A 13,469-nucleotide genomic window follows, 5' to 3' on the forward strand; every position below is an offset into this window, starting at 1 on the left:
GATAAAATCCAGCAGGTAGGTGATATCTCTCCGACGGTTGTTGCAGGTGGTATGAAAGTTGCCTTGATCACAACTATCTTCGGTTTGATCGTTGCTTTGATTCTGCAGGTATTCTATAACTATGTACTTTCTAAGATCGAAGCTCTTACAAGCGAAATGGAAGATTCTTCTATTACTTTGCTTGACATGGTAATCAAATATAACTTGAAATACAAAAAATAATCTGAGATGAGTAGTAAGTTATCATATAAAGTATCGTACTATGTACTGTACGCAATGTTTGCTCTTATCCTGATCGTATTGGGACTGTTCTTCTTCGGAGGAGACGCTCAAGGTGCGGCAGTGATGGCAGGCGTTGATCCGGAGATGTGGCAACCTGCCAATACAGATGCATTGCTGTATTTGATGTATGGGTTGTTTGCTGTAGCGGTAATTGCAACCATTGTTGCTGCTATATTCCAGTTTGGATCTGCATTGAAAGATAATCCGGTGAGTGCTATTAAATCCTTGATCGGTCTTATTCTTTTAGTCCTTGTGATGGTTGTTTCTTGGGCTATGGGTAGTGAAGAAACTTTGAGAATGCCGGGATATGATGGAACAGAAAACGTTCCTTTCTGGTTGAAGTTGACTGATATGTTCCTTTATTCAATCTACTTCCTGTTGGGTGCAACTGTCGTTGCTATCATCTTGAGTAGTATCTGGAAGAAATTATCATAATCCAATTGAGCTTGCTCAATTAAATATAGTAATACTATGGCAAAAGGAAAAAGAAAAGTTCCTGATATAAATTCAAGTTCAACGGCTGATATAGCTTTCTTGTTGCTGATCTTCTTCTTGATTACAACTTCTATGGATACAGACCGTGGTTTGGCAAGACGTTTGCCGCCACCGCCTGAAAATACAGAGAAACCGGATGATCAGAAAGTGAAGCAGCGTAACGTTCTGCAGATCTACCTGAACATGTATGACCAGTTGATGGTTAACGGTGAGATCATGAACGTACAGCAGCTGAGAGCGAAGACCAAAGAGTTTATTGCTAATAAATACAATGATGAATCATTGCCTGAGAGAGTATCGAAAGATGTTAACTTCTTTGGGCCGATGATGATCACTGAAAAACATGTAGTCTCTTTGCAGAATGACCGTTCTTCTTCATATCAGGCATATATTGATGTACAAAATGAATTGGTTGCCGCTTATAATGAACTGAGAGATGAATTGTCTCAGGAAAAGTGGGGAAAGAAATACTCAGAGTTGGACGACGAACAACAGAAAGCCGTTCGTGAAGTCTATCCTCAGAAGATTTCTGAAGCTGAACCTAAAAAATATGGAGAAAAGAAGTAATGGGAAAATTTAATAAAACAGGTAAACGTGAAATGCCTGCGTTGAATACTTCTTCTCTACCTGACCTTATCTTTACACTGTTGTTCTTCTTTATGATTGTAACAACAATGCGTGAGGTAACGTTGAAGGTTGAATTTAAGATTCCGCAAGCAACAGAATTAGAAAAGCTTGAGAAGAAATCATTGGTAACATTCGTATATGTAGGAAAACCAATGAGAGAGTTTCGTCAAAAGATGGGTTCTGAGAGCCGTATTCAATTGAATGATGCTTTTGCAGAAGTTTCCGAAATTCAAGATTATATTATTGCAGAAAGATCAAGTATGAAAGAATCTGATCAGGCAATGATGACTGTATCTTTGAAGATTGATAAAGATACGAAGATGGGTATCGTAACTGATATTAAAAACGCGCTTCGTCAAGCTTATGCTTTGAAAATCAACTACTCTTCGCAGTATCGTGAATAAGAGTTGATTTATATACTAAAAAAAAGGATGCTTAATTTTAAGCATCCTTTTTTTTAGTATATATTCTTGGGAGTAAAAGAACTTTGGTCAGGCTTTACTCTTTTACATTGTATACTTCTTTGTGAATCTTATTTTTTATCATTTCAAAGTCTTGTTCACATTGTAAATTGCCAAACACCATTAGATACATAGGTAGGAAGTCGTCTCCGGGCTTGTAAGGTGGTTGCTTGTATTCTTTTTCCCAAAGAACAAATCCTTGTCTCTGATAGAAATTGATACGGCGCTTTGCCATCTCTTCCACGGGCATCTCTACTTCCAACACGATGGGGCGATCCAGTTCTTTGCATAGATAATCCAATGTCTTTTTGCCGTAACCGCCATTTCGAAGAGTGGGATCGATGGCAAAATGTTCTACATAATAAAAGTCGTTGAAATCCCAATATGTAATAAAACCTACCGGAGTCTCGTTGTCAAAGATGATGTTATTATAAAAATTACCTGTACGATCTGTATATTCGCGCAATTCTTTTAACTCACGATATTCTTCCGGAGGGAATGCGGCGATGAGCAGGTTTTCCATAAATTGATAATGCTGTACGTCAGACGTACTGATAGTTTGAAATCTAATCATAAAGGTTTGGGGTTTGATTGGTTATTAAAATGTTATTTGTTGGTATAGAATTCTATGATTCTGCGGATTGCACGCTGGCATACGGGGCAGAATTCCGGATATTCATTGGTTCGCATGCGGCAATCGAATGAAGGGCGGTAAATACCTTTGGCGGAATAACCTCCGCCCTCGTACACTCCTATCGGATATTTGCCGTTTGCTTGTTGTGGAGTCGGCACAGGTGTTGCTGCCGGCAGCATATCTTCCCATTTTGAAGAGAAGTCGGTCCGGGTAGTGATATTGGGTTCCCATGGCTCAACATTGAGAGGATAAGTATCGGTCATGACGTCATCCTCATAGAAATACTCATCGCCCAGACCGGCAAAGCTATGCCCGAATTCATGTACCACTACGGGTTTGAAGGTAGGATGATGAGCTGCAGTCAGTGTGTAGGAGTTATAGATGCCACCACCACCGTATTCTGCTGTATTGGCAATGATAATGATATGCTCGTAAGGAATGCCTGCCAGGGCATTGTGTATGGATTTTACACGGCATGTGGTGAGATAACGGTCCGAGTAAAACGTATCGAAATGAGAACCGAAAGCGGTGTGTTTCCAGTCATTTTTACGGGGAACGCTTACGCCACTGTCTTCTGAAAGGCTGGCAACAGCAATTATGTTGAACTTATGTCTCATAGATTTGAAGGGTTCGTAAAAGAAAAGGCTTTCACATGCTTTTCCGGCGTCTTTGTAGAACAGTTCCATCTCTGTTGCGGTATATCCTTCGGCCATGATAGCTACATCTATGCAGTCTGTTTCGTTTCCGCTTTTTTGTATGTACTGATGCGGGGTGACATGCGAAGTGCCTCTTTCATGGATGAGTATGTCATCAGGACGTACCGTATGTTTTAAATTTGCTATCACTTTTCGTGATGGAGAGAACAGGATAATTTCTATCTCCGCCGGGCGTTGGGGATAGGGTACCAGAAAAGTATTTTCAAATCCTTTGGCTGTTTTTTGCGCTTCATCTGTGGAAAGCCATTCTTGAAAGAGAGACGAAAAGGATGTTTTATAGATACATTTCCCGGTTTCAAGATCGGTCATTATAATCTGCCCATTGCCTTCTAAGGGAAGTTCTGATAAGTGATGCCGGCGCCCGGCCCATGAGGGTAGGCGCGATAGCTCATCCAGATAGATGGCCTGATGTTTGGCATCTCCTGTGAAAAAATAGTCTATCCGTAAGGTTTTATCCTGAAAAAAATCAGTAAACTCTTGTGCATATGCATTTATTATCCATAAAAAGCAAAGCCCGACAATGGCATATCGTTTCATATTTAGCGTATATTTATGTTTTACAAAGATACATAAACCCTTGCTGACTTATTCTATTTTGGGAAATAAAAGTAATAAATCATAGTATTTATTGCCGAAAAATTATCTAACTTTGCAATAACATTCATGTATTAAAACAAATTGAATTAAAATGGGACATCATCAATTGGATTCTTTAGATGAGCAAATTTTGAAGTTGATAGCGGATAATGCGCGTATTCCTTTTTTGGAAGTGGCGCGTGCGTGTAATGTGTCGGGAGCGGCTATTCATCAGCGCATACAGAAGTTGACTAATCTGGGAATATTGAAGGGTTCGGAATTTGTTATCGACCCTGAGAAGATAGGATACGAAACGTGTGCATATATTGGAATTTACCTGAAGGATCCTGAATCTTTTGATTCTGTAACAAAAGCTTTGGAGGCTATACCCGAGGTGGTAGAATGCCATTTCACTACTGGGAAATATGATATGTTCATAAAGATTTATGCAAAGAACAACCATCATTTATTAAGTGTAATCCATGACAAGCTACAACCGTTGGGATTGGCACGTACCGAAACACTTATCTCTTTCCATGAGGCTATAAAACGGCAGATGCCGATTATTGTGGATACGGATGAGGAATAAGTGAAGAGTTTATAACTCTTTGATATAATCGACGAAAGAATAGGAGCAAAGATGTTTTTCATCGGCAAGATGAACTTCTTTGCTTTTTTTATGCCATATTTGGGGGTCTATCGCAGGAAAGAAAGCATCGGCTTGCGGAGCCTCATTATCTATCTCTGTAAGGCAGAGTTCATCGGCCAGTTCAATGGCTTGACGGTATACGGTTTCACCACCAATGATGTAGACATGCTCTTTTTCATGGCAACTTTGTAGGGCGGCTTCCAGGGAAGGGAATACTTCTGTTCCCGGGAAATTAGTTGCCGGATTAGTGGAAAGAACTATATTACGGCGGTTCGGGAGTGCTCCTTTGGGCAGAGATTCAAACGTCTTACGCCCCATAATGATTGTGTTGCCTGTAGTAAGTGCTTTGAAACGTTTGAGATCATTGGGTAACCAGAATAAAAGTTTATTTTGATAGCCGATACCCATGCGGCGATCTACGGCTGCTATGATACTGATTTTGCTCATAATAAAGTTGTTAAGTAGTAAGTAGTAATCAAGTAGTAAGTAGTTAAGTAGTCAAGTAGTAAGTAGATGATAGTCGAGTAATAGGTAGCAGATGGTTGAAGACCGTGCTGGATGACAATATTATTAAAGTTCTTATTATCATGAAGTCTTTATTTTATCTTCCATGCGTTCGAGTTGGCAAATCAAACTATCACCTACTTACTACTTGACTACTTACTACTTAACTACTAATTTACACCGAAACTTTCCCGGCAATATGAGGATGCGGATCGTAGTTTACCAATTCAAAATCTTCATATTTGAAGTCGAATATACTTTTTACGTCCGGATTTATCTTCATCTGCGGCAATGGGCGTGGTTCACGGGTCAATTGTAATTTTACCTGGTCGAGATGATTCAGATAGATATGGGCATCTCCCAATGTATGTACAAAGTCACCGGCTTTCAGGCCGGTTACCTGTGCCATCATTTGCAGCAATAGGGCATATGAGGCGATGTTGAAAGGAACTCCTAAGAAAATGTCCGCACTGCGTTGATATAACTGCAGGCTGAGCCGGCCATCGGCTACATAAAATTGGAAGAAAGCATGGCATGGAGGTAAGTTCATGTTGTCCAGATCGCCTACGTTCCAAGCGCTGACAATAATACGGCGGGAGTCCGGATTGTGCTTGATGGTATCCACCACTTCGCTGATCTGGTCGATAAATCCTCCTTTATAATCGGGCCATGAACGCCATTGGTAACCGTAGATATGACCGAGATCACCGTTTTCGTCCGCCCATTCGTTCCAAATACGAACACCGTTATCTTGCAAGTACTTTACATTTGTATCTCCTTGCAGGAACCATAGTAATTCGTGTATTATTGATTTCAGATGTAGTTTCTTTGTTGTCAGACAAGGAAAGCGAAAGCCCTCTTCGAGGTTGAAGCGCATCTGATGTCCGAATACACTGATTGTACCCGTACCGGTACGATCACTTTTTTCGGTACCTTCGGCGAGTACACGACTGAGTAAATCTAAATACTGTTTCATGATTGCAAAGGTAGGAAAAAAGTAGTTAGAATTTAGTAGCTGGTAGTTAGAATTTGGAATTTAGTAGTTAGTAGCTGGTAGTTGGAATTTAGTGGTTGGTGGCTAATGGGGTGATGGCGGGGAGAGTAGGCGGAAGAATCTGTTCGATTATAAAAATGGAGTGAACAGATTGGCAAACCAGCCGACGAACTTTTTCCATGGTGAACGCTGTTTCCAAACTTCCGGGGTCAGTCTGGTGCAATGCTGCGTGTCAGCTTGGAATACACTATCCAATTGGGCGGTGAATTCTTTGTTAAAAATGAAAGCATTGGTTTCATAATCGTAGCGCAGGCTTCGGCTGTTGAGATTGGCTGTGCCTACCGTGCAGAATGTTTCATCTACCATCATGATTTTAGAGTGGTGGAATCCTCCGTTATACAAATATATATCTGCTCCGCGTTTCATCAGTTTGTGGACTTTGTAGAGTGAAGCATCTGGGGTAAAGGGGATATCGGATTTGGAAGATATCATAATCTCTACTTTGGTTCCTTTTTCGAGGGCATGATTCAATGCCTTGCGTATGGAAGAGGTTGGAACGAAATAGGGGTTGACAATACGTACGTTTTCTTTGGCGGCATATATCGACATTGCGTAGGTGTGGCTCAACATTCGTGGATCTTTCTTAGGAGTACGGTCTACAATGGCTACGGTAATGCCGTCCGTACTGTCTGCCGGTGCGGGTCGCTCGGGGAAATATACTTCTCCTGTGATATTCTGCTTTGTCGTTTTATTCCATATCGTGAGGAAGATTTCTTGTAGGATATCTACTGCCGGACCTTCGATACGGATGTGCATATCACGCCATGTACCGATTTTGGGAAGTCCGTTGATGTAATAATCAGCAATGTTCATGCCACCGGTGTATCCTATCCGGCCGTCGATAACGACAATTTTCCGGTGATCCCGGTGGGCAGCGTGATTGATATAGGGGAACTTGAAAGGATCGAATTTTACTATCTCGATACCTCGTTCACGGATAGCCTTGAGATGGCGTTTCTTTAATGGTTTATTGTTGGACCAATTTCCGAAAGCATCGAACAATGCCCGGACTTCTACGCCTTCTTTTACTTTTTCGGCAAGCAGATCGAAGAGTGCATTGGCGATCGAGTCATTTCGAAAGTTGAAATATTCCAGATGAATGTGGTGTTTGGCACCGCGTATGGCTTCAAAAAGGTCATTGAATTTTTCACGCCCGCTGGTAAGCAGTTTTACTTTGTTGCCGTAAGTGATGGGAATGCCCGATTCCTGAAGGAAGTGGATCACCATCTGTTCGCTGGATAGTTCGGCAGTATCCTGTCGCTGTACCCATAAACTATCTGTTTCACCTGCCCTTGCGTTGCCTATTGTGAAAAGTAATAATATGAAGAATATATGTAGTTTCAAAGCGCTTTGTCTTTATTTAGTTCACCTAAGAAACAAAGATACAACATCTCTGTTCGGAGCTACTTTTTGTCAAGGGTATATTTACTATAATTTAACATGCGAACCCTCCTGTGATAGCATTTGATGTAAAGTCTCTGGTGATTAAGAGATATTTTCTTATCTCCTGATGAAAAGTAGGTTGAAACGGTAGGCTATCAATGACAAGCACCCTGCTTATGAATGACATGCACTATGCATAGGGACGATATGCACCGTGTATACGAGCGGTATCTACCTGTTTCCTTACCTTTATGAACAGTTCCCGTCGTTGGAAACAAAAAAAGAGAGAAGCTTGGCTTCTCTCTTTTCCCTCATAATAATTTGAATATATGATTGTATTACGTTGACAAATATACTATAATTTATATCGAAAAACAAGCGTTTGATGCTTTTATATTCTTATGCCGGTAAATTCGATATCTCCTTATGCCATTGACCATGCTTTGCGGATACCCAGAAACATGAGTACCATTACAACGATAATCAGTGACTTGGGGTCGATGCCCGATGTTGCCCCGTTTTGTACCAAAGCGACGAATATATCACGTGCCGTGGTAACGATTGCCTGTAAACCGTCGAAGACCAGAAATAGTATTATAGCTACGAGCATGATGAACAAGCTCCATACCTTGATCAGTAAACTTGTGCGGCAAGGCAACCGGTTCATTACACGGCGGCTAAATCCGTTATCCGGTATCTCCTGCTTTTGTTCAGCGAAGAATGCCCGTATCAATTTATCATCTGTTTCCATCATAACCGTTTTGTTTTAAATACATTGCTAATTTTTCTTTTCCACGTGACAGGTGACTTTTGACGGTCCCTGCCGGTATTCCCACAATTCCTGCAATTTTATCTATGCTTACATCTTCCATGTAGAATAGCGTAATGCAGGTTCGCTCCACTTCTTTTAGCTTTTTGAGTGATTGATAGATGTCCATGCGTTGTCCTATATTGTCTTGTTCAACGCTGTTGGCGGCATCTACTTCTCTGGAATCCAATTCGGTTGTTTCCTTTCGGCTGCGAATATAATCATAAAATACATTATAAGCAATACGATAAAGCCATGTTGAGAAATTTGAAAGATTTTTAAAGGTTGCGATGTTCGTATAGGCTTTAATGAATGTATCTTGTGCCAAGTCGTCACTCAATTCGCTGTCGCCGCAAGTCAGGTTGAGGAAGAAACGCCGGATGGGCGATTGATACTTCTGCACCAACTGGTCGAAGGCCCTGGTGTTTTTGAACACCACGACCTGTGCGACTAACGATATATCGTTGAGTTGTTTCATTTCTGTTCGTCAGTGGGGCGTTGGTTACGGGCGACAAGCCATTGGCCAAGACCGGTAAACAGGATGAGTAGTCCGATACACCCCATGGCAAAACTGTCTGTAATGGCCCATAGGAAAATGAACAGCCCGGCACCGAGACACATGTTTTTGATTCCTTTGGCGGTGGTATCCGTATTTAGACTTTCTTTGAGAATGCCTTCCGGAATGGGCTGTCCGGCTGCAATGGCTTTTTCTACCAGTTTGTAGCGTTCGCGACGGCTTTTATAACGAAAGTAGAATGCAATGAAAATCACGAAGATCGGGAAGCCGAATGTGAGCAGCAGGACGAAGAATGCAAGCGCGATGCCTGCGCTGGCTGCACTACCGAGATCTTTGAGTAGTGAAAAGTCTTCTTTCGAGATAATGGAAGAATCGTCATAGGAGTCATCGTATGAATCGGTCGATTCACTTTCAACGGTAATTCCGTCTTCGGTCGTGTCGGTATATTCGGGAGTATAAACCGAGTCATCTTCAGTTTCCGTCTTACTGATCGTAATTTTTACATTTTCGGCACTGTCTTTGTAGACGGTACTCTTTTTCTGCGCAAGTGAGAGGGAGCAGAAAGCTGCTATCATCATCAGGGTGATTAAAATTCTTTTCATATCTTGTAGTTTTTTTGTTTCTTTGATTGTTAGACGTAGTTAGTCTTACGGAAAGTTGCAAAGAGACGAAATATTTTTGATATTTGCAGGAATAAACAAAATAAAAGCAATGGAATTGCAAATAATTCAGAGCAAGATTTATGAGATACGGGGGCAGAAGGTAACAGAAGAAGAGTTTGAAATCTTGATGTCGCAATTTGCGATATCAAGTTGGGGTGGTGTACGTAAGTTGCCGTTTGCTTTTACGGAACAGGGGTTGGCCATGCTTTCCGGCATCTTGAATAGCGATGTGGCTATCGAGGTAAATATTTCGATTATGCGTGCTTTTGTGGCTGTTCGCCGGTTAATGGCTAATCCTCCGGTGAATGATTTGGCAAAGCTTCAATTGGAGATTCAGGAACTGAAAGCATATATCGAAGAAGTTTTTGCCGATTATAATGACATTAATGATGACACGCGAATGCAGATTGAATTGATAAATCAGACGATTGCCGAGCTACAGGCAAAGGATAAAGATGAGACTAAACATCGTAATCCGATTGGCTTCAATACCTATAAAAAATAGATATAATGAATTTACCAGCTCCTTTTACCGAATATACCCGTGCCTTGTTGGGCAACGAAGAATACGAAAAGTTATCTGCCGCTTTGGACCAGGCCCCCCCTGTCAGCATCCGGCTGAATCCATCGTTCCTCACCGATGCCAATTCTCCCATCTCCCTTCTCCCATCTCCCTTCTCCCCTGTGCCTTGGTGTCCGGAGGGGCATTATCTCGGTCAGCGTCTGACGTTTACTTTCGACCCTCTTTTCCATACCGGTTGCTATTATGTGCAGGAAGCTTCATCGATGTTCGTTGGGCAAGTGTTGAAGCAGTATGTTTCCGAAGAACCGGTGGTGATGCTCGATCTTTGTGCCGCTCCCGGTGGAAAATCGACTCATGCCTGTAGCCTTTTGCCCGAGGGTAGCCTGCTGGTAGCCAATGAAGTGATTCGTAACCGTTCGCAGATACTTGCCGAGAATCTTACCAAATGGGGCTATCCCGGTGTGGTGGTAACCAATAATGATCCGTCCGATTTCTCTCGTTTGGGTGCTTTTTTTGATGTAATCTTGACCGATGTACCTTGTTCCGGTGAAGGGATGTTTCGTAAAGACCCCGGTGCTGTCGAAGAGTGGAGCCCGGAAAATGTGGAGATCTGTTGGCAGAGGCAGCGACGTATCATTGCCGATATCTGGCCTTGCTTGAAGCCCGGTGGTATCCTTGTTTATAGCACTTGCACGTATAATACGAAAGAAGACGAGGAGAATGTTCAATGGATTCGTGATGAATTCGGGGCAGAGATACTTCCGGTGAATGTTCCGGAAGAGTGGGGGATTACCGGTAATCTGCTTGCGGCAGCCGATTTCCCTGTTTACCGTTTCTTGCCTCACAAGACGATAGGAGAGGGCTTTTTTCTGGCCGTGCTCCGTAAACCGGAAGCAGAAAGGCAGGGCGGAATAGTTACTTCTATCAATCGGGAAGTTACAGCTTGTGGTGCGATGAACGAAAAACTTTCCCGTAAGAAAACGGCCGCCGCCCGCAATAATAGTAAACCGTCTTCTGCCCCGATGGGTAAAGAGCAGATAGCCGTGGCAAAAAGTTGGCTTCTTTCTCCCGAAGATTTTGAGGTGTCTGCCAATGGAAGCCTTATCACTGCTTTTCCAAAGGAATACACGGGTGAATGTTCTGTTCTTCAGCGATATCTCCGTACTGTTCAGGCAGGGGTCGTGCTTGGTGAGGTAAAAGGGAAAGATTTGATTCCGAATCATGCATTGGCTATGAGTCCTTTGCTTTTGCGTACGGAGGCTTTTGCTTCCGAAGAGATCGGTTACGAGCAAGCTATCGCCTATCTACGGAAAGAGGCTATTACCTTGCCGGCAACAGCCCCTCGCGGTTATGTTCTGCTTACTTATCGGAAAGTTCCTTTGGGTTTTGTAAAGAATATCGGCAATCGTGCCAATAATCTCTATCCGCAGGAGTGGCGTATTCGCAGTGGATATTTGCCCGATGAGATACGCATTTTGTGATGACGATTCGGGTATCGGAACCGTTCGGCTTCTTCTTGGTTAAGGCAATATCCCTTCCGGAATTTCCTGTTCGGTGAACGAAAAGCTCAACTGCTTTCCTGTCCCTTCTTCTTCCAGAATGTAAGAAGGGGGAGGTTCGGGTGATGTCCGTGTGTTCTCTATCGGAGGAGTATCCCAGTTCAGATTCAGGTTCTTATCCAACCGATGAAGTATATACGGATTGCCATGAAGGATAAATTTTTGTGAATCGGTTGAAGCTCCCACATACTCCATGCCCTCCGTAAAGGTGAGTGTCATATGGGCTTGGTTGCCATCACCCGGTTCGAGTGTATAAGTCCCTTTGGCTACCAGCACCAGCCCGGATGAAAAAGCGGTTGGAATTGTCCGATTGAAGAAATAGACATCCCGTGCCCGATTATTGATGAGAAACATATTCGAAATGCCGGGTAGTATCTCTGCGGTTCCATCCTCCAACAGTGAAGATCCGCGCCTGCGAAATAGTTGCATTGCTTCGTAATTGTCGACTACTTTAATTTTCAGAAGACAACTTTCCAACGTTGCGGCGTCTGTAACTTTCAAGGTCGTTTTTCCCGTAAGGATACCCCGTACGTAGATGGCGCTACCGCCCGGTGTTGACCATCCATGCTCCACTTGGGCGCTGATAAGGCGCTGATCTTCTACTTCCAGTGAGTAGTCACCGTTTCCGCTTTCCAACCCCAGATAGCGTATACCGCCTATAGGAACTTCGTACGTATCGTTGTAAAAACGTAGCGGGTTGTCATTGTCGTCCTTATTGCATGCACTCAGCAGAATAAGGATGCAGCATAAAGCTGCTGAACAGAAATGTTTAGGTTTCATAATCAGTATTTTATGTTTGCTGCAAATATAATGTATTCTTCTGTCTTTGTCAACAAAAAGCAACAAACAATGTTGGATAGAAATGCAAAGATTTATAATTGATTCTTATATATCTTCGCCATTGCTTTCTGATACTGGTTTTCCAGTTGCAGATAGTTCTGTTTGCTTTGATACACAACGGATACTTCCACAAAATACTCTATCATACTGATTTGTCCGCCTGTCAATGCCTGTTTCAGCATGTCGAGATCTTGCTGTGCCTGAAACGTTTTTTCATATTCGTCCATGGAGGAACGGAGGGTTTGCGCTTCACGGTAAAGTTGCGCTACTTGCGATTCCGCCTGCAACATAGCGCTTTCTTTCAGGAAATCGGTATTCATGGATTGTGCCTTTGCAATCTTAACTTTGCTTTTATTCTCGAAGATAGGGAAAGAGAAGCCTACCACCAACCCATTGAACGGTGTCCCCGATTCCGTGTTCCGGCGGTATCCCAATTCCAGTTTAGGTAACCAGCCTTGTTTGTTGATACCGATCTGTTGCCGGGCGGCAGCACTTTCGCTGGCAAGTGCCTGCAAGGTCGGATCGGCGGCCAGCACTTCCGTTTTCAACATCTGATAATCCGATGGAAAGATAACGGACGGATAGCTGTTTTCTTCAAAGACAACAGGAATGTTCCCATTCAATGTGTTCAGTTCCTGTAGCTTATTCCGTAAGGCGGTTTCGTTCAGTGAAGCTTCCGTCTTCACGTTCAGTAATTCCAGATTGATCTTATTTGTTTCAATTACATTGGCATCACCGGTTTGCAGACGTCTTTTGTACATGGCCGCAAGCTCTTCGGCATTACGCAGCCGTTCCTGCAATATTTGCTGTTGTTGGCGAAGCATAATAATATCCAGACAAACCTCTTTGGCTTGCAACAGGATGCTCTGGCGAAAAACGCTTGCTTGTCCGTCAAAAGAGTTCGTTTTCAAACGATTCAATTTTGCCCGGCTGGCATAGAGACTGGGAAAGTCGAAACTCTGCGAAACAACGAGTTCACCGATTGTTTCACTCTTGTCCTTTGATCCCCACAGGTGTGCGTAGGAGAGGGTAGGATCCGCCAGATTGTTATCGGTTTTGGCTTCCAGTTTCTGCGAAGAGATGAGCCGGGCATTTGCCTGTAGCTCTTTATTATTGGCCTCGATGTTCCGCAGTACCTGATCTATGCTGTTTTGTGCCTGCATTCCTGCAAAGGTGAGG

General features: G+C 42.9%; 17 protein-coding genes. 7 read left to right on the forward strand and 10 right to left on the reverse strand.

Annotated features, from left to right (window positions below; genetic code table 11):
- From QVP90_RS01185 to QVP90_RS01200, 4 genes are all read left to right on the forward strand, one after another.
- Positions 1-222 (forward strand): MotA/TolQ/ExbB proton channel family protein (locus QVP90_RS01185; protein ID WP_288203673.1); only part of this gene is annotated, 222 nt, incomplete at its 5' end.
- Between the two features lie 6 nt (positions 223-228).
- Positions 229-717: a hypothetical protein gene (locus tag QVP90_RS01190; protein WP_005933390.1), complete on the forward strand. Its 489-nt coding sequence runs from the start codon at positions 229-231 to the stop codon at positions 715-717.
- A 36-nt stretch (positions 718-753) separates the two neighbouring features.
- Positions 754-1,344, forward strand: coding sequence for an ExbD/TolR family protein (locus QVP90_RS01195; RefSeq protein WP_005933387.1), 591 nt, complete (start codon positions 754-756; stop codon positions 1,342-1,344).
- Positions 1,344-1,808, forward strand: a complete 465-nt coding sequence (locus QVP90_RS01200; protein ID WP_005933384.1) for an ExbD/TolR family protein — start codon at positions 1,344-1,346, stop codon at positions 1,806-1,808. The genes QVP90_RS01195 and QVP90_RS01200 overlap by 1 nt, the downstream gene beginning before the upstream one ends.
- 94 nt (positions 1,809-1,902) lie before the next feature.
- On the opposite strand, the gene QVP90_RS01205 is transcribed toward QVP90_RS01200, so the two are convergent.
- Both QVP90_RS01205 and QVP90_RS01210 read right to left on the reverse strand, forming a co-directional pair.
- On the reverse strand, positions 1,903-2,439 hold the full coding sequence (locus tag QVP90_RS01205) for a GNAT family N-acetyltransferase (protein ID WP_021935463.1): 537 nt from the start codon (positions 2,437-2,439) through the stop codon (positions 1,903-1,905).
- A gap of 32 nt (positions 2,440-2,471) precedes the next feature.
- Complete coding sequence (locus tag QVP90_RS01210; protein WP_005933379.1) at positions 2,472-3,752, reverse strand: IgA Peptidase M64; 1,281 nt, start codon at positions 3,750-3,752, stop codon at positions 2,472-2,474.
- A 151-nt stretch (positions 3,753-3,903) separates the two neighbouring features.
- On the opposite strand from QVP90_RS01210, the gene QVP90_RS01215 reads away from it, so the two are divergent.
- A complete protein-coding gene (locus QVP90_RS01215; protein WP_005933376.1) occupies positions 3,904-4,380 on the forward strand; it encodes an Lrp/AsnC family transcriptional regulator in 477 nt (158 codons plus the stop codon).
- A 9-nt stretch (positions 4,381-4,389) separates the two neighbouring features.
- Here the strand turns inward: QVP90_RS01215 and QVP90_RS01220 are convergent, their stop codons facing one another.
- From QVP90_RS01220 to QVP90_RS01245, 6 genes are all read right to left on the reverse strand, one after another.
- A complete protein-coding gene (locus QVP90_RS01220; RefSeq protein WP_021935464.1) occupies positions 4,390-4,887 on the reverse strand; it encodes a dihydrofolate reductase in 498 nt (165 codons plus the stop codon).
- 232 nt (positions 4,888-5,119) lie between these two features.
- On the reverse strand, positions 5,120-5,920 hold the full coding sequence (locus QVP90_RS01225) for a thymidylate synthase (RefSeq protein WP_021935465.1): 801 nt from the start codon (positions 5,918-5,920) through the stop codon (positions 5,120-5,122).
- Positions 5,921-6,067: 147 nt separating this feature from the next.
- Complete coding sequence (cls, locus tag QVP90_RS01230) at positions 6,068-7,342, reverse strand: cardiolipin synthase (protein ID WP_005933370.1); 1,275 nt, start codon at positions 7,340-7,342, stop codon at positions 6,068-6,070.
- A gap of 463 nt (positions 7,343-7,805) precedes the next feature.
- Entirely contained in the window at positions 7,806-8,135 is a 330-nt protein-coding gene (locus QVP90_RS01235; RefSeq protein WP_005933368.1) for a DUF5056 domain-containing protein, read from the reverse strand.
- Positions 8,119-8,667, reverse strand: a complete 549-nt coding sequence (locus QVP90_RS01240) for an RNA polymerase sigma factor (RefSeq protein ID WP_005933366.1) — start codon at positions 8,665-8,667, stop codon at positions 8,119-8,121. The genes QVP90_RS01235 and QVP90_RS01240 overlap by 17 nt, the downstream gene beginning before the upstream one ends.
- Positions 8,664-9,308: a DUF6249 domain-containing protein gene (locus QVP90_RS01245; protein ID WP_021935466.1), complete on the reverse strand. Its 645-nt coding sequence runs from the start codon at positions 9,306-9,308 to the stop codon at positions 8,664-8,666. Before QVP90_RS01245 ends, QVP90_RS01240 begins: the two co-directional genes overlap by 4 nt.
- A gap of 109 nt (positions 9,309-9,417) precedes the next feature.
- On the opposite strand from QVP90_RS01245, the gene QVP90_RS01250 reads away from it, so the two are divergent.
- Together QVP90_RS01250 and QVP90_RS01255 are read left to right on the forward strand one after the other, a co-directional pair.
- Positions 9,418-9,873, forward strand: coding sequence for an ORF6N domain-containing protein (locus QVP90_RS01250; RefSeq protein WP_005933359.1), 456 nt, complete (start codon positions 9,418-9,420; stop codon positions 9,871-9,873).
- 5 nt (positions 9,874-9,878) lie between these two features.
- Entirely contained in the window at positions 9,879-11,372 is a 1,494-nt protein-coding gene (locus QVP90_RS01255; protein ID WP_021935467.1) for a methyltransferase RsmF C-terminal domain-like protein, read from the forward strand.
- A gap of 39 nt (positions 11,373-11,411) precedes the next feature.
- On the opposite strand, the gene QVP90_RS01260 is transcribed toward QVP90_RS01255, so the two are convergent.
- On the reverse strand, positions 11,412-12,230 hold the full coding sequence (locus QVP90_RS01260) for a hypothetical protein (protein WP_021935468.1): 819 nt from the start codon (positions 12,228-12,230) through the stop codon (positions 11,412-11,414).
- A gap of 92 nt (positions 12,231-12,322) precedes the next feature.
- Positions 12,323-13,469 (reverse strand): TolC family protein (locus QVP90_RS01265; protein WP_441293869.1); only part of this gene is annotated, 1,147 nt, incomplete at its 5' end.

The organism is Bacteroides sp. CAG:189 (assembly GCF_000432295.1).
GTDB classification, from domain to species: Bacteria; Bacteroidota; Bacteroidia; order Bacteroidales; family Bacteroidaceae; genus Bacteroides; species Bacteroides salyersiae.